This is a genomic window from Spirosoma panaciterrae DSM 21099 (genome assembly GCF_000374025.1).
In the GTDB taxonomy this organism is placed as follows: Bacteria; Bacteroidota; Bacteroidia; order Cytophagales; family Spirosomataceae; genus Spirosoma; species Spirosoma panaciterrae.
Genome location: NZ_KB893187.1, coordinates 120,051 through 136,629, shown reverse-complemented (window position 1 = coordinate 136,629; position 16,579 = coordinate 120,051). Strand labels below are relative to the sequence as shown.

Sequence of the window (16,579 nt, the reverse complement as noted above, 5' to 3'; positions counted from 1 at the left end):
ATGTTCGGCGATCAAGCCTACAACGGCGTGTTTGCTCAAGAGCTTGACCGTTGGAGTATCGATTTTGAGAAAGCGTCGCGGCCTGAATCAGCCCAAGGTTTTGTACCGGTGGCCAAACGATGGGTAGTGGAACGAAGCATTGCCTGGACGAACTATTTTCGGAGAATCGTCAAAGACTATGAGCATACAGCATCTTCTTCGGTCAGTTGGCTGTATCTGGCCAATAGCCAGATCATGTTACAACGAATCGAGACTTATTGCCAAAGATGATTTCCCAACATACTCTTAGGAAGCAGTTATCTGATCCGCATAGGCATTCACTTCACTTTATGCGTGATTGCGATTAAGGTAAAAGATGAACGTTACCATGCCACCTTAGCCCTCCTGTCGCTGTTGTTTACAGTTGTCTGGATTAGCCAGCAATATCTGATTGTTTAAAGATTACAAGAATACGCACACAAAACGCCCATGTCTAAGTAAATGCAGACATGGGCGTTTTGTGTGCGTAAAGTAGACATCAATCAGGCCGTTTTAGCCAGGCTTCTATTGTTTGATAATCTTATAGAATTCGCCGTCGTTCGTTCGGAGAATGTACATCCCTGACGTCCATATATTCGTTGGGAGTACGTTCTTGCCTTTTTGAAGCAGGACCGTAGTGGTCGATCGGCCACTTAGATCATACACCATTACCTGCGTTTCGGCATTGCTCTGAATGGTCAATTCGCTGGCCACGGGATTTGGATAGACAAACAAGGAACGGTCTTTCGAATAATCAACGGGCATTATCTCACTGTACGATACCTCACCACTATAGGTAAGCTGCATGATGCGGTAATACACTATACCCTGCCCCGAGCTATCAATCAGTTTCGGCAAATTCTGGTGGTAAAACTCGTATGTATTTCGGCCACGGCCTTTGCTGGTCACCACTCCGGCCTGTTCGAAATGTTCGCGGTCATACGAATAGTCGACGTAGTATTGCGCTACTCCCTTTTCAACGACCTCCCACTGCACCACCGGCTTGCCCTTTTGCATATACGCGTTGGTACTAATCCATTCATTCGGTTGCTGGCTGTTGTACGTGGTCAGGAAATAGGCTCCAAAACCTTCGGTATAAAAGCTCACCTCCCAACGTTGGGCCAGCGCATTCCAGACCACATCGGACGGTTTAGGAAATAGCTCCCGAACATTGCCCGTATACGAGTTCAGCAAACCGCTGTTGTCGGCGCTTCGGCCTGGTTTCTGCCAGATCATCAGATTACGGATACCAACAGAGTCGCTGGCCTGTTTCGGTAGTTTATAGGTTGTATTGGCCTTGTTGTAGGCGTCGAATTCCGGCTGGGTAAAATACAGGGTAACTCGGGCACTGGCGGTGCTGGCGTTTCGGCTGGGTATAAGCTGATAATGCCTTTTCACGTACTGCGTTCCCTGTATTGGGTCAATCCAGACCGAAGCGGTAAGCGTATCGGCTACTGCAGTTGTCGTATAATCACTTTCTACCCGGGCAATGAGGTTGTCGCAGTCAGCTTCGTAATGATTCGACAGGCCATAGGGCTGCACTTCGGTTTTGCTCATGCTTCGGCTGGCCAATCCACTGTGAGCGTAGGCACTCATGGACACATAGACATTACGGGTTACGCGATGGCCCATCGCATCCGTAATCCGCACTTTATGGTATCCTTCCGTCAATCCGGTGGTGGTCGCCGTCGTGTCGCCGGTCGAAACCCAGTGGTATTTGTAGGGTGGGTAGCCACCCTGTACCGTTACCGAGGCAACTCCTGAATTGGGGGCACTACAACTCACGCTCAGGTGCTGATCGGACACCTGCATCTGTCCGTTGTATACACTTACTTCATCGTACTCATTGAAATCGGTGAGCAGTTGCATACATAGGTCCGTATACAGATAGTCCGACGCGTCGGTATAAATGATGTTGACCAGGTTGCCGGGCCGGATGGTCCCACTCTTCTGCAAATCATATAGGGTTGGATACAGCAGTCGATTTGCTTTATCCACCTTTGACATACTACTCTCACCAAATGCGCTCATCATCCAGCCCAGAATCGTGATCAGGTTGCGGGGGTCTTCGGGTTCGGCAATGGCTTTAAAGACAGTGTACCCCATTTTACCCACATCGGCCGCACATTTGGCAATGTGCCAAATATGGTGCCACAACCCCGGTTTTGGTGCCTGAAAGCAATTTTGCAGGGGCCGCATATCGCACAAAAGCTTATTCTGCTTCAGGTTAACCTGCCAGTCCATCCGCTTATACGAACCCGTGTAGGCCGAATTGGCGAAGAAATTTCGTTGGTTCGTGGCCAGATGATCAGGGCGGGTATTGGTCGGGTTAATGTATCGGTACTGACTACTTGTGCTGGTTTCAAAAATATCCTGAATCAGGCCGAACCTCGATGCGATCTGTTCATCCGTAGCGGTCAGAATAATTTTCCCCCGAAAGGCGCGAATCGGCTTATTGACCAGATCGGCAAACGTTTTTTCATTATCGGGCTGATAAAACCTGCTTTTAAACGGGGCAAGCGTTTTGGTCAGATCGTCGATAATAGAGGAGAACGAATACATGGCCGGATTCAGGTTCTTCAGATTGATGATGATGAACTCCTTCGGATGATTCGTCAGAAAATCGGTGGCCGTCTGAAGTATGGTGGTCAATCCTTCGCCCAGACAGGCCGAAGCGGTTGCATCGACTGGCTCTACGGAGTTGTGCAGTACGTTTTCGTCATCAAAGAATTTGAAGGGGCCTATGTCAATTTTCGTATAATGAGAGTTGGAAATATCGAGCCCCAAATACCGATAGCCCATATTGAGCTGCGCTTTCACATCGGTCGGCTGGGTCACAAACCCGCATTGATTGCACTGGCCAAAATCCGGCATCTTCAGGTCGCTATAAATAGTGGTTCCATTAGACACCTGGGTTACGTCGTTCATGCCGGCATTGTTACTACCGGGTATCACCATGTTTTTGAGTGTATGCTCATCTTTCAACAAGGCCCCCATCCAGCCTTCATACGGATAGTCGAGTGCTTTCGCCATCATGATATTGAAATAACTACTGATGAACCCGGTTCCATCGGCGGTTGGCCAGATCATGTAGGTAATCATTTCATTGAGCGAAATCAGTGTGGGCGTCAGGTTGGCGACGGCAATGTTGGTGGGCAGGGAGAACTGTTTAAAACTGTTTTTATTATCGAGGTTGATCACTCCCTGCCACACTTTCGTATCATCGTTAGCACCCCGCCACAGAATATGCACATCCTTGTCATCGACATTGTCTTTTCTGAACAGCAGCGGCCCGTCGATGTGTGAACTGTGATCATTATACGTATGCTTGTCAGCCAGCGCAAAGGACGACTTATCCAGAAATGCAGAATTAAGCTGATGACCCGAGTCGGTGCCCGTCCAGGCAAGCAGGTACCGATCATTGGTAGCTTCGCAGATACCTACAGTTCCGACGCAGGTTTCGTTCAGTTTCATATCCAGAACAATTTTCTGAAATGGCCAGTGAATCTGGATCGGCCCTATGTCTGTTTTGCCAATGCCTAAAAAGCGTATATGACTATCATCTTTATCCCGCCCAACAAACAGAACGGCATCGGCCCTGGGGTAATAAAACGTGTTGATATTGATCAGGTTATCGGGCGAATTGGGTATAACCCCGCGACGAGCCACCTTAACGGTACCCTCCTGCCCTACGGCCAGGTAATGGATTTTGTTGTCTTTTTGATTGTTGTAATAAATGTAGAGCGAGTCATGATAGACGATCATGGCAGGTGAGTAATTCGAATAGGCAAACCCGCCCAGCGTATCCTCAAAACCATGATAGACATTATAGTCGATCAATTTGTCGTCCTCTACCAACTCCTTCTGGTGTGTACTTCCCAGACAGGCAAAATTGATACTCGACAAGACCCCCGTCCAGGCCACATAAATATGATCTTTGAACTTGATCGATACCACTTTGCTGGTTGAATTGCAGCTCTCGGCATAATCAATTTTTCCACGGTATTCGCCGTGTAGCATCTGCAAAGGAGTGCCAAAATGGAAAAGCGATGGGTCATTTTCGGCCGATAGCTGTCCATACGAATGGGCCAGGCCTATGAGGATGAACAGGGCTGTGAAGCTATATTTCATTGCGTTAAGTCGATTTAAAGAATACTGTTAAACCGTGAAGCAGCATGGGCTACTTCACGGTTTACGTGGAAGATGAAGCCGTAAGGAACAGCGAGTCCGTCGCTTACGACAGGCAGTCTCACCAGTTCGTATAGCCTGAGTCCGACTGGCCCCTTTCGTTAAAAGCTCGTTGCAACGACCCGCATATCACTGGATTCATACACACCTGCCGGGAAGATGGTTGATTTATAGAAATTGCCAATCCCTACACCGTGAGCCTCCTTAATGGCCCACCAGGCCGAACTGCTGCAGATAAACCGATCAGGTGCTTTCCATTTGGCATACGCCATTTCCCAGGGGTCACAATATTTTTTATCCATAACAGTCGTGATCTTCCGATACGTTTTCGAGTTATCGAGATCCGATTGTGACCGTTCCCAGTAGGGAATAATGCCTTTTATGGGCTTGTAGTGATACTTCACTTCGATGGGTTGCATCAAATAGGCTATCCCGTGCTTATTGGTCCAGTCGTCTCCCAGTACTTCATTGTGCATATGCTTCTCACTGTTTGTGCCGATCGAGAGCACATAACTCTTATCGATCTTGGCCGGAATTTCTGAAGCATCCTTACTGATGATCGCTACGTGCCCCACATCGACAATATCTTTATAATTTCCGGCCGCATTGATGGCTAACGGTGTGCCGGTAATATACCCCCCCGGTAAAGAGACCAGTATGCGTCCTCTCCGCAGTTCACCCCTCATCTTGTCGACAAAGTTCTGTGGTGAATTGTTAAAACAGCCCGGATTGAACGTCACCACATTGTATCCCAGAATGCCAGAGTCGGCCAAAAACTTCAGGAAAGCCTGCTCCGTCGTTGGTTGTGACTCAAGCCCCACTTTCGGCGGTGCGGTGCCCAGCGTTTTCTGAATATCAGCGGCAACCGTCTCGTAGGGGTTATTGCCTTTCACCCGGGCGGCTTCGGCATTAAAGTCAAAGTTTTCAGAAAAGGCGGATGTCTTTAGTGTTTTATCCACTGCGGCATTGACCATCTCGATATGGTCGTCGGCCTGTTCGTTGGCCGCCAGTTTGAACTTGCTATCCAGGAAGTTGGCTTCAAGTTTCACGTAATCTTTCAAAAAGCTATGACGGGTGGTTTCGTCCAGGTCAAAAAATGAAATTGGCTTTTCATTTTCGTCGTAGAGCTGCATCGATGCCAGCTCCGCTACAAAATCATTATAGAGCGAATCGGTGTACTTTTCAGCACTGTTTTTGGCAAGTTCAGCTTTCAAAACGGTTGGATGATCGGCATACCATTCGGCCATGACCGCAATATCTTTGTAGAATTCAACCGCATCCTGATCCAGCGACGCCAGATTCACATCGGTTGCTTTGACAGGGGTAGGATCTTCGGCTGGATTTAAATCAGTAGCGGGTTTGGAACAGGCTCCGGCCAGCACCAGGAGGATCAAAACGAGAGTAAGACGTGAGTACTTCATAGTTAAGCAGAATAGTAACGTTTCTGAGCAAAACTATTGACCCAACCACGCCCGAAAGCTACCCGAATGGATAGTTCTGGCGTCAGGAAGCTAAAACTACCCCAATGGGTAGGCCATTGCTCCGTCAAATCGCAGGGTTTACGCTGGTTTATCGGGCTGAAACGCTTTGTTTTGCCAACAAATCGTTGTCGTTGTACTCAACAAAGCCTTGATGAAGTCGTTTGTGTATTATCTGAGTGTAGCCGGATTAACCATAGCCACCCTTTTCTGTTTCCATTTTCTCACCGAACAGCCAGTCAATCCTTCCCATTCTGAAAAACTATGCCTGGGTGGGCTCTCTGCTTTTCTCAACGTGTTTGTGCTGGCTTATCACGCCACCCACCCACCGCATCCCAAGTTTTTCATGGCTATTCAGCGTCGAATGCTTCTTTATATCCATATTGGTTCGGGCTGTCTGGAATTAGCCAGTTGCCTGTTTGCTTACTTCACCGGAAACGAAACCTGGGCACTCATGGCAGCAGGCGTAGCTTTAGTAGGTCATATACCTACGTCGTATTATCAAACCCCAATCGTATCGGGCTCGAAAGCGATCATGATCCCAAGCTATGTGTTTGTCACAACCCTCCACCTGTTTTGCGCAATTCACCTGCTGAAAGAACCTCAATCGGCCTACTGGCTGCTCAATCTGTTTCTGGTGCTGAACACGTACGTATGGGTGCGGGTCTTCTATTTTCTATTTGGCCGGATCGGGCTTTTCACCGAATCGTTGTATAGTAGCTCTGTACTGTTTGCGGTATTGCTGGTTTTGCCCGCCGTTTTAGGAATTGTCGGTAATGGTCTATTCGTCGGTTACCTGGCCGCAACCGTGTTTCTTTATTACCTCCTTCGGCAGCCCAATCGCCGGAAACGCTCTCAGTTGGTCGTTGAAAATGCCCGGACCCGACTAGTAGCCAAATTCGGTCAGGAACTGAGTGAGGAGTCAGCCTAGGCGCATGAATACACCTAAAACAAAGTCCCGCCACCTGATTCGTTGCGAGACTTTGTTTTAGCTTTTCTTTTGCTTTCCGGCCAGGGCCTGTTTTTCTGACATGGCCGTAATGGCGGTCACCAATCGGTCGAGGTCTTTGGGTGTATGGTACACGTGCGGAGTTACCCGTACACCTTTGATGTTTTCCCACTCGATAGCCGTCGTATGGATTTTGTATTTGTTCAGGAGTTGGCCGTCTATCTCCCCTGGCTTCATGCCATCGATGGAGAATAGCGCTACTGCTCCTGCAAATTCCGGTTTCAGCGATGTATGAATTTTTACACCCGGTAAATCCTTTACCCGTTCCATCCAGTAATTTTTGAGGTAATGCGCCCGGGCAAACTTCCGGGCGGAGCCAATGCTGTTATGAAAATCAATAGCTGTGCCAATAGCCATTTCGGAGGCAAACGAACGCGTACCCAGACTCTCGAACTTGCGAATATCCGGGCCATCGGGTTCGTTGTTGGACAGCAGCGCCCATATATTGCGAATCTTATTTTGCTTAATGTAGAGCATGCCGCTGCCAAAAGGCGCACATAACCACTTATGCAGGCTGGTGGCATAATAATCGGCCCCCAGATCGGGAATTTTGAAATCGAACAGGGCAAACGAGTGTGCCCCATCAGCAATCACTTCGATGCCGCGCTTATGGGCTTCATCAGCTATTTTCCGAACGGGCATCACCTGCCCAATCCAGTTGATCATGTGGGTTACATGAACCACTTTCGTTTTGGAGGTAAAGGCCCGGATGTATTGTTCAGCCAGCGCATCCTCATTCTCGCTAGGCAGATTCAGGTCCAGAAAAACCAGTTTGATCCCATCCCGCTTTTCGCGCTGTTTCCAGGCATTGAGCATGTTCGGATAATCCTGTTTGGTCAGCACTACCTCATCGCCGGGTTTCAGATTCAGGCCAAAAATGACCGTATTCAGCCCTTCGGTTGCGTTTCGGTTGATGGCAATCTCTTCGGGGGAGCACCCACCCAGGTCGGCGAGTTTTTCCCGCAGCGACTCGCGGCCCTGATCCAGAATCCGCCACATATAATACGACGGGGCTTCGTTGCAGTACTGATAAAACCGGATGTGCGCATCCTGTACTACTTTAGGCTGCGGACAAACTCCACCATTATTCAGATTCAGCAGGTTGGGCGACACCGTATACTCCGATTTTACCCAGGCCCAGAAGTCTTCATCTTTCGCCCATGCAGCAGCGGATTTAAGTCCGGCATCGGCGGTTGAGATCGGACTGGCGAATGTTTCAGGAAGAAACGACGGTAGAGTAAGGGCGCCGGAAGCTGCGGCTGCAGATTGGCGGAAGAACGCTCTGCGGGTCGACATAGTAGCTTATGTATATGAGGATGAGTGCTGTATCGGTAAATCTACAGGTTTTTCGGTTATTCTGTTGAAAAGAATCTGATTAGTTTTGCCTATGCCAACGACAGACGCAGTTAACGCGTATCGCCCTCTCCTTTTTTCCATTGCGTATCGAATGACTGGTGAAGTTATGACCAGTGAAGATATTGTTCAGGATACGTTGACGAACTGGCTCAGCCGGCCATCGGAATCCATTCAGGATGTAAAAGCGTATCTTGCCAAAAGCGTGATACATGCGTCGCTCAACCACCTGAATGCCGTCAAACGCCAGCGGGAGGCCTATAAAGGCACCTGGCTACCCGAGCCTGTCGTATCCCCCCACCCCGTACTGGAGGCCAGACTGGATATTTCTTATGGCCTCTTGTTGCTTCTGGAAAAACTATCGCCCCTGGAGCGGGCCATTTTCCTGCTGAAAGAAAGTTTCGAGCTGACCTATTCCGAACTGGCGGATCAGTTCGATATAACGGAAGCCCATTGCCGCCAGCTTTATCATCGGGCAAAAGAAAAAGTAGCGGGTTCAGGCCGTCGGTTTACGCTCGATCCTGATCAGCAGCAAACGTTGCTCGACGCTTTTTCGAAGGCCAGTGCCACAGGCGATATCGACAGCCTGATGCAGTTACTAAAGACGGATGTCGTGCTTTATTCCGATGGCGGAGGCAAAGTACCTACGGCCATCAATCCGTTGTTTGGTCGTACCGTGGTGGAGCGCTACCTCCGATCTATACTCGACAAACGAGGGCCACAACTAACCGCCAGACTGGCGCTGATCAATGGATCGATTGCCTTTTTGTTTTCTGATCGTGACACACAAACCCTGACGACGGTTATGGTGCTGGACATTGACGAACAGGGCATTGGCCACATTTTCTCCCTCCGCAACCCCGACAAACTGACTCACCTTCAAAAAAAATAAATCAACGTCTGTCACAAAATGAAAGGGTGGTTTGTCTTGCGCGAAACAATTCTCAGGTTTCACGCATATGGTACAAAAACACCCCCGCTGGGTACAGGCGCTCCTGCTCTATTTTACCCTGGTCAACAGCATCCCTGGCATCTGGGCCCTCGGTATGCCCGTCGATTTTTATCATCATTTTCCAGGCTTCGGGCATGCTTGGGTTGCCGTCGATGGTCCGTACAATGAGCATCTGATCCGCGATGTCGGCGCTTTTTTTCTCGCCTTAACCGGCCTCAGTTCATTGGCCCTTGTCGCCCCAGGAATCGTAACCCCCAAAGCCGTAGCGCTTTGCCTGCTTCTTTTCAATGTACCCCATCTAGGGTATCACGTACAACATTTGCACATGCTCTCCGCAGCCGATCAGGTTGGCAATGTAGTGACGCTTTCGCTAAGTGTTCTATTGCTCATCCCACTCCTGCTGTATAAGCCTAATTCTGGTCATCAACAACACTCAACTCAATATTTATGAATACGGTCTTAATTCTTGGCGGTACGGGGGTTCTCGGCTCGGCAGTATCCAACTGGCTACAGAATAATCAGGTTGATTATCGGATCGGCAGTCGGCATCCGGTCAAAACGGAGTCGTACAGTATGGTTAATCAATCGTCTGCTTCTACCTGGACGCATGTGGATCTGGTTTCAGGCGAAGGGCTGGCCGAATCGCTGGTGGGTGTCGATACGGTTTTGCATCTGGCTAGTGGACCTGGAAAAATTGGCCGGGAGTCTTTCGAATCCGTTCTTACCCGAAACATTCTGAACGCCATCCCTAAGTCAGATGTCAAGCATTTGATTTACTGCTCCATCGTGGGGATCGATAAAATACCGTATTCGTATTACCGGGCCAAGCTGGACTCGGAGGCTTTGATTCGGAGCAGTCAGGTTCGGTATACTATTCTGCGGGCTACACAGTTTCACAACCTGATCGATTATTTCATTAATAAGCTGATGCAATTTCCCATTGGCTTTCTGCCCGAAAAGCTACTGGCTCAGCCCATTCATGTCGATGCAGTAGCACAAAAACTCTATGAACTGGTGTTGGCCGGAAACCAGAACACCATCCTAAATCTGGGAGGGCCGCAGGTGCTCGACTTCCATACGCTGGCTCATTCATGGATGACTTATAGACATATATCGAAACCCGTTCTTCCGATTCCTTCGCTGGGAGCCCTCATGAGCGCGATCGCCAAAGGCTATAACACGTGCCCGGAAAGGGCTGTAGGATCAAAAACCTGGGATGATTATCTGGAGGAGATGTACGGCAAGCCTTCGGCTTGATAGTGCGGGCTTTGGCTCTGCCTGCCCGAGAGTAGCCAGAAAGATAACTATCTGGTTACTCTTCCCCGAACCAGCTCTGAATTGCCCCCTTTTCTGGTTCCATTCTATTCGCATTTGACTCGTTTGATATGCTCTTGCCAGACTGACCAAATCTTTATTTCCATTTTAATTTAGCGCTTTAGGCACTATTAGTTGAAATTAAAAATTATTGATTTTATATATACATTTGTAAAAATTATACATACAAATCTTTTAAATGAAACGGATTCAGGTATTAATACACATTTGCCAATTGGTTGTGATAATCTCGTATCCCTTAAAAGCACAAACACCTTTCCGTGAAGGTGTATTGACTTATAAAGCGGATACTATACGTCGGCTTGAGTCCATCCCTGCTGCTTATATTATATCAAAAGTTGTCGTTTTTAAGAAAGATGACTTACTCCGAATTGAAATTTGGCGCTTCAATAGATTGAACAAATCCGTCACTGAAAAATTGATTCAAATTTGGAATAAAAAAGGGACTTACTTATTCAGTGAACATTCTGAGCCCATTTGGGCTAGAGTTGACAAATCTGCAATTTTTATGACTCATGAAGAAGAGCAACAATTACAGAACAAGCGAAGTCAGTTTGGGGCTATAAAAAGTTTCGCAGTTAATAAGGTTAGTCAGCATATAAAATGGTTTAACCTAGATACAGAAAAAGTAGAGCTCAAAGGAGGGCAAGAGTATGGAGGAGCACTACCCGAAGCCATAGTAAGTACTTCCATTAATATTCCAATGAGTAAACTTTTTGATTCTGCATTCGAGTTGCCGGGTACGCCTTTGCAATTTCCTATTAGCGAATATGGATGGCTAATTCAACTTACGGCTACGACATTGAAGCAAACTGATGTACCTGATAATCTTTTTGAAATAAATACTTCATTCAAGCTTAAAAGCATGGCCGACATTTGTCGAGAAATGGCTGACTTTAAATAGGATTATCATATACTCCATTGAATATCATTGCCAGTAATCCCAGGCAACTTTGGCAATCCGGGCGATAACGGCTTCACGCGTTTTCGCATCGGCTTTGGCATCGGAAACGAACACGGCAAGGGCAATATGACGTCCATTGGGTAAGGTAATGATCCCTACGTCGTTCGTGGCGGCTGTTATTCCGTCGATTGTCCAGGAAGTTCCGGTTTTATGCGCCACTGTAGTCCCGGAAGGTAGTAATCCTTTTAGCCGTTGAAGACCCGTTTGGGTATCGGTCAGTAGATGAAGCAGGAAGGCATGGCTGGTTTTGGAAAGCCCTCTGCCTTCCTGAACCGCTCGTAATAAGCTGGCAGCCTGGGCTGGTTTTGCCCAGTTTCGGTACTGGACGGCATTATCGCTTCCAATTTCTAGCTCCGTATTCAGAACCATCATCTCCGTCACGTTCAGTGTTTTCAGATACGACATCACGACCTGCGATCCACCGACCATCCGCAACAACACATCACTGGCCGACCCATCACTTTCTGAAATTGCATACCGAAGCAGTTCAGAAAGGGGTATATCGACGCCCTGAGGGAATTTATCTCGTATGGGACTATGCTGGCGGTCAGCTATATAGTCGCTCTGGGTCACATGAACCACCTGAGTTAGTGCCAGCTTTTTCTGATCAATCTGATGCAGTACAGCCATACCGATGGGCAGCTTATACACACTTTGCATCGGGAATTGCTCCATCTCGTGAAACCCGACCGATTCGCCCGTTTCCAGCAACGTAGCCGCAACCCCTACACGGCCCTGGGCATCCCGCGCAATCTGCTCGATCTGACTACGGAGTTGATCGACCGATTTAGTCATTTGTTTCTTAACCTGGGCGCTCGTGGAAAAAGCCCTAAACAGCGCCATCACAATGAGGAGATAAGGTCTAAACACAGGTTTATGTACAGTCATTTTTCAAGGTAAATCCATCGGAAAATTAGCCATAACTCTCCGGCTCTCAACGGTCAGCCTGCCATTTAGCCATCCATGTAAAAAAAGTTACGACCTCCTACGACTTGTCCGTATCTTTCATTATTCGGCAACTCATTCAATCGTTTATTACAGGCACCCGTCGTCATTTACCCTAATTCATACACTTTCTATGTTTGGCAAGAAAACTGAGACTACAGCAAAAGCGCCTAAACCCAAAAAGTCAGTCCTTCGGGAATGGCTCGACTCCATCCTGTTTGCGGTCATTGCCGCCACACTGATCCGATTCCTCACCTTTGAAGCCTTTGCCATACCGACTCCATCGATGGAAAGTGATCTGATGGTCGGTGATTATTTATTCGTCAGTAAGCTTCATTATGGCGTACGGACGCCCAAAACGCCCTTGCAGGTCCCCCTTACCCATCAGAAAATATGGGGTACCGACATTCCGTCGTTCAGCAAAGCGATTCAGTTACCTATCTACCGATTACCCGGTTTTACCACCGTAAAGAATGGGGATGTAGTCGTTTTCAATTACCCACCTCCTAAAACGGGTGAGACCGACTACCCGACTGATCTGAAAACCGATTTCATCAAGCGATGCATCGGGATACCGGGCGACGTAATCGAAATTCGGCAGGAACAGGTGTACGTAAACGGGAAAGTCATGCCCACCCCCGAACGGGCACAAACCACCTACTTTGTCAAAACGACCGAAGAGCTTGATGACCGCTTTTTTCGAAAATACGACATCGTCAACGATTTCAAATCAGCAGAAGGGCCGTTCATCAACTGGCAACCGCTTGCCGTATACAACGACACCACGAAAACGTATAAACTGGTCGGTTACCGGGTCAATACCACGAAGGATAGGATTGCCAAATTCCACGATTTCGACTGGGTAAAAGGCATCGAACCCATGACCGAACCTGCTGGTCAGGCAGGACCGGGTATTTATGGCAGTTCAGCCTTCGCGTGGAATCAGGACAATTTCGGGCCACTCAAAATTCCTAAAGCGGGCATGACCATTCCCATAAACCAAAAAACCATTGCCCTGTATGGCCCAGTTATTGAACGCTATGAAGGCAATGAAAAAGTAGAGGTAACCTCCTCAGCCATTCGCATCAACGGTCAGCCAATTACGTCCTATACGTTTAAGCAAGGCTATTATTTCATGATGGGCGACAACCGACACAATTCGGAAGATTCGCGCTATTGGGGCTTTGTTCCTTCCGACCACATCATTGGCAAAGCTGTTTTCGTTTGGATGTCGATTGATCCGGTTCCGGCCGACGCATGGCACAAAATCCGCTGGAATCGCTTATTTCGATTAATCGATTAGGAACGTAGTCGATCGGAGCCGATTTCTTCTATGGGTCGCTCCCATCTTCGAATTAGTCTACTCAGTAGATATACTTATAAATAACAAATGCCGGAACCGCTTAGGAGGATTCCGGCATTTGTTATTTATAACGACTGACAGTCAATGCCTTACAATAACAGACTTTGACAATTTCGCATTTATTTCGTTTTCCTGCCTAAAACCAATCGTATTTATCCTTGTAGCTCAAAAACCCCGATCCACCACCTAAAATCGGGCATTCGGCAACATTCATTTTCTGGCAACTACGCTGCGTCGCAATTTCGCCCTCACGAAAAAAGCACCTCACTACAGCGGAGTACTACCATGAAAAAAATACTTCTTTTACTGCTTATAAGCACTACAGCTTTTGCTCAATTTGGCCCTGGTGGCGGTGGCCCCGGTGGTGGCCGATTTGGCGGCCCTGGCAGTCAGGATGGATTTGGCCAGAAAAAAGAAAAAACATTCATCCCCGGAACCGATACCGACACCCAGCCCAAAGGAAACGGTAAGATTTCAGGCATCCTGATGGATTCTACGACCAACAAGCCTGTCGAATACGCCACCATTGCCCTGATCAATACCCAAACCAATAAGCCCATCGATGGAACTACCGCCGATGAAAAAGGGAAGTTTACGCTTTCCAAACTGGCACCCGGTACCTACAAACTTCAGTACTCCTTCATTGGCTATAAAAATCGACTGTCGGCTCCGATCACGATTGCCAAAGGCTCCGAAATCAATGTGGGGGTTGTAAATCTTCCCCCGGATGTGCGCACACTGGCCGAAGCCACGGTAACGGGTCAGGCATCGATGATTGAGGAAAAGGTAGACCGCCTGGTGTACAACGCCGAAAAAGACGTAACCACCAAAGGGGGCGATGCGTCGGATGTGATGCGGAAAGTGCCCATGCTGACCGTTGACCTCGACGGGAACCTGACCCTGCGGGGCAGCAGCAATATCCAGGTGCTCATCAACAACAAACCCAGTACGATTGTGGCCTCCAGTGTAGCCGATGCGCTAAAGCAGATTCCGGCCGATATGATCAAGAGTGTAGAAGTCATCACCAGCCCATCGGCTAAGTACGATGCTGAAGGTTCGGGGGGGATCATCAACATTGTGACCAAGAAAACGACTTTGCAGGGCCTGACGCTTGACGTAAATAGCGGTGTGGGCAACCGGGGATCGAACCTTGGTCTGAACGCCAACTACCGTACGGGTAAAATGGGCTTTTCGCTTAGCGGCTTTGGTCGGGCCGAGTACAACGTAAAAGGAGAATTTGAAAACACCCAGACTACCAAAACCGCGAATGGGAATCAGGTCACGATTCAAAATGCGAATACGCTTACGCAACGGCTGTTTGGCAACTATCAGTTGGGCTGGGATTATGACATTGACAAAAACACCTCGCTAACGGCTAGCGTACGCTACGGGGCCCGCAACGGAACCTCGACGCAAAACGGCCTGCTGACCACCACCTATTTGCCGGGAGTAAGCAACCCCGTTCTGAATTTACGAGACGTATCCACGAAAGATATAAACGGCAACCTGGACGCCAACGTCACGTACACCAAAACCTACAAACCGCAGCAGGAACTGAGCATTCTGGGCCTGTATAGCCAGAACAACCGCCAGAATGATTTTACGGCCGATCTGCTCAATGCAACGGATATGCATACCATCCTATCGCGGCAGCGGAACGATAACCCCAGCCAGAACAAGGAATCGACCTTACAGATTGATTACCAGACCCCATTGAGCCAGAAAACCCTGCTGGAATTTGGCGGCAAAGGGATTATTCGGCAGGTCAACAGCGACTACACCTATTTCATTGCTCAGGGGGCAACGGGCGATTATGTGGTAGACAATACCCGGCAAAATAATTCACTGAACTATCAACAGCAGATTCTGGGTGCCTATGCTTCGCTCACAGCCGCACTGCCTAAAAAATTCACTCTGAAAGCTGGTGCGCGGTATGAATATACCCTGCTCGATGCCCGATTTGGTTCCGAGCAAACGGGAACACCCATTTCGCTGTCGAACTATGGGAATTTGGTACCAAGCATCAATATTTCAAAAAGCCTGAAAGGTAACAAAACCCTGAAACTGGCCTATAACCGTCGGATTCAACGTCCGGGTATTCAATTTCTGAACCCGAACATCAACGCATCGAACCCAACCAACATTAGCCAGGGGAACCCATACCTATCGCCCGAACTGACCGACAATGTTGAGTTGAGTCTGTCGATGCCTCTGAAAGCCGTTTATCTGACCACATCCCTCTTTGTGCGCCGGACCAACAACGAAATCACCAGCGTTCGCGACACGGCTACGGTACTGGTAAACAATGTGGCGCAAACGGCTATTCGGACTAATTACCAGAATGTCGGCTACGAAGATACCTACGGCATGAACGTTTTTGGTAATATCAACCTCTCTTCGAAAGTTCAGCTCAATGGTGGCTTCGATCTGATGCATGTTAACCTGACCAACAACAACGCCAACCCAATTTATGCAGCCTCCAATTCGGGCTGGGTACTGGGCGGACGGCTCTTCGGCACCTACACCATCGGCAACGGCTGGGGCCTTCAGGGTGGTGGCGGCATGATGGGACGCCGTATTCAGCTACAGGGCTATCAGGGTTCGTTTGCCTTCTATAACATCGGTTTCCGGAAAGACATCGCCCAGAAAAAAGGAAGCATTGGCCTCGTTGCTGAGAATTTCCTGAACCACCCCTTTACGGTTCGTTCAGAATCAAGCTCATCCATCCTGAGCCAATCCAGCATCAGCAGTTTTTACAATGCCGGAGTTCGGTTGACCTTCAGCTACAAAATTGGTAAGATGAAGTTCGTCGATAGCAAACGGAAAAAATCGATCGAAAACGATGATGTAAAAGGAGAAGGCGGTGGCGGCAACGACGGTCAGCAACAGGCAGCTCCTGCTGGCGGTGGCCGACCCCGTTCCTAGACGCAATTCGATTTATCTTTCTAAAGTGATTTGGCCCCATCTGGGGCCA

The 16,579-nt window shown here is 48.5% G+C and carries 11 protein-coding genes and 1 pseudogene; 8 read left to right on the top strand and 4 right to left on the bottom strand.

Going from position 1 to position 16,579, the window contains the following annotated elements:
* Positions 1-270, top strand: a pseudogene (locus B153_RS0117845) (IS5 family transposase); the annotation flags it as partial.
* A gap of 273 nt (positions 271-543) precedes the next feature.
* Here the strand turns inward: B153_RS0117845 and B153_RS0117840 are convergent.
* A complete protein-coding gene (locus B153_RS0117840) occupies positions 544-4,149 on the bottom strand; it encodes a T9SS type A sorting domain-containing protein (protein ID WP_020598104.1) in 3,606 nt (1,201 codons plus the stop codon).
* Between the two features lie 158 nt (positions 4,150-4,307).
* Positions 4,308-5,627 carry a hypothetical protein gene (locus B153_RS0117835; RefSeq protein WP_020598103.1) on the bottom strand — a complete coding sequence of 440 codons (1,320 nt, stop codon included), beginning with the start codon at positions 5,625-5,627 and terminating at the stop codon, positions 4,308-4,310.
* A gap of 208 nt (positions 5,628-5,835) precedes the next feature.
* On the opposite strand from B153_RS0117835, the gene B153_RS35390 reads away from it, so the two are divergent.
* Complete coding sequence (locus B153_RS35390) at positions 5,836-6,615, top strand: hypothetical protein (protein WP_211221689.1); 780 nt, start codon at positions 5,836-5,838, stop codon at positions 6,613-6,615.
* Positions 6,616-6,672: 57 nt separating this feature from the next.
* Here the strand turns inward: B153_RS35390 and B153_RS0117825 are convergent, their stop codons facing one another.
* Positions 6,673-7,989, bottom strand: a complete 1,317-nt coding sequence (locus B153_RS0117825) for an aminotransferase class V-fold PLP-dependent enzyme (RefSeq protein ID WP_020598101.1) — start codon at positions 7,987-7,989, stop codon at positions 6,673-6,675.
* A gap of 91 nt (positions 7,990-8,080) precedes the next feature.
* Here B153_RS0117825 and B153_RS0117820 point away from each other — a divergent pair, with 91 nt between their 5' ends.
* From B153_RS0117820 to B153_RS0117805, 4 genes are all read left to right on the top strand, one after another.
* Positions 8,081-8,938: a sigma-70 family RNA polymerase sigma factor gene (locus tag B153_RS0117820; protein WP_040761620.1), complete on the top strand. Its 858-nt coding sequence runs from the start codon at positions 8,081-8,083 to the stop codon at positions 8,936-8,938.
* A gap of 67 nt (positions 8,939-9,005) precedes the next feature.
* Positions 9,006-9,449, top strand: a complete 444-nt coding sequence (locus B153_RS0117815) for a hypothetical protein (protein ID WP_020598099.1) — start codon at positions 9,006-9,008, stop codon at positions 9,447-9,449.
* Complete coding sequence (locus B153_RS0117810; RefSeq protein WP_020598098.1) at positions 9,446-10,255, top strand: SDR family oxidoreductase; 810 nt, start codon at positions 9,446-9,448, stop codon at positions 10,253-10,255. The genes B153_RS0117815 and B153_RS0117810 overlap by 4 nt, the downstream gene beginning before the upstream one ends.
* Positions 10,256-10,511: 256 nt before the next feature.
* The gene (locus B153_RS0117805; RefSeq protein WP_020598097.1) at positions 10,512-11,237 is read left to right on the top strand and encodes a hypothetical protein; all 726 of its coding nucleotides are present in this window, start codon (positions 10,512-10,514) and stop codon (positions 11,235-11,237) included.
* A gap of 24 nt (positions 11,238-11,261) precedes the next feature.
* Here B153_RS0117805 and bla read toward each other — a convergent pair whose 3' ends face one another.
* Positions 11,262-12,167: a class A beta-lactamase, subclass A2 gene (gene bla, locus B153_RS0117800; RefSeq protein WP_211221688.1), complete on the bottom strand. Its 906-nt coding sequence runs from the start codon at positions 12,165-12,167 to the stop codon at positions 11,262-11,264.
* 208 nt (positions 12,168-12,375) lie between these two features.
* Between bla and lepB the strand changes: the two genes are divergently transcribed.
* The gene (lepB, locus tag B153_RS0117795) at positions 12,376-13,545 is read left to right on the top strand and encodes a signal peptidase I (protein ID WP_020598095.1); all 1,170 of its coding nucleotides are present in this window, start codon (positions 12,376-12,378) and stop codon (positions 13,543-13,545) included.
* A 345-nt stretch (positions 13,546-13,890) separates the two neighbouring features.
* Positions 13,891-16,530 (top strand): TonB-dependent receptor, encoded by a 2,640-nt coding sequence (locus tag B153_RS0117790; RefSeq protein ID WP_020598094.1) that lies wholly within the window; start codon positions 13,891-13,893, stop codon positions 16,528-16,530.
* The last annotated feature ends 49 nt before the right edge of the window (positions 16,531-16,579 follow it).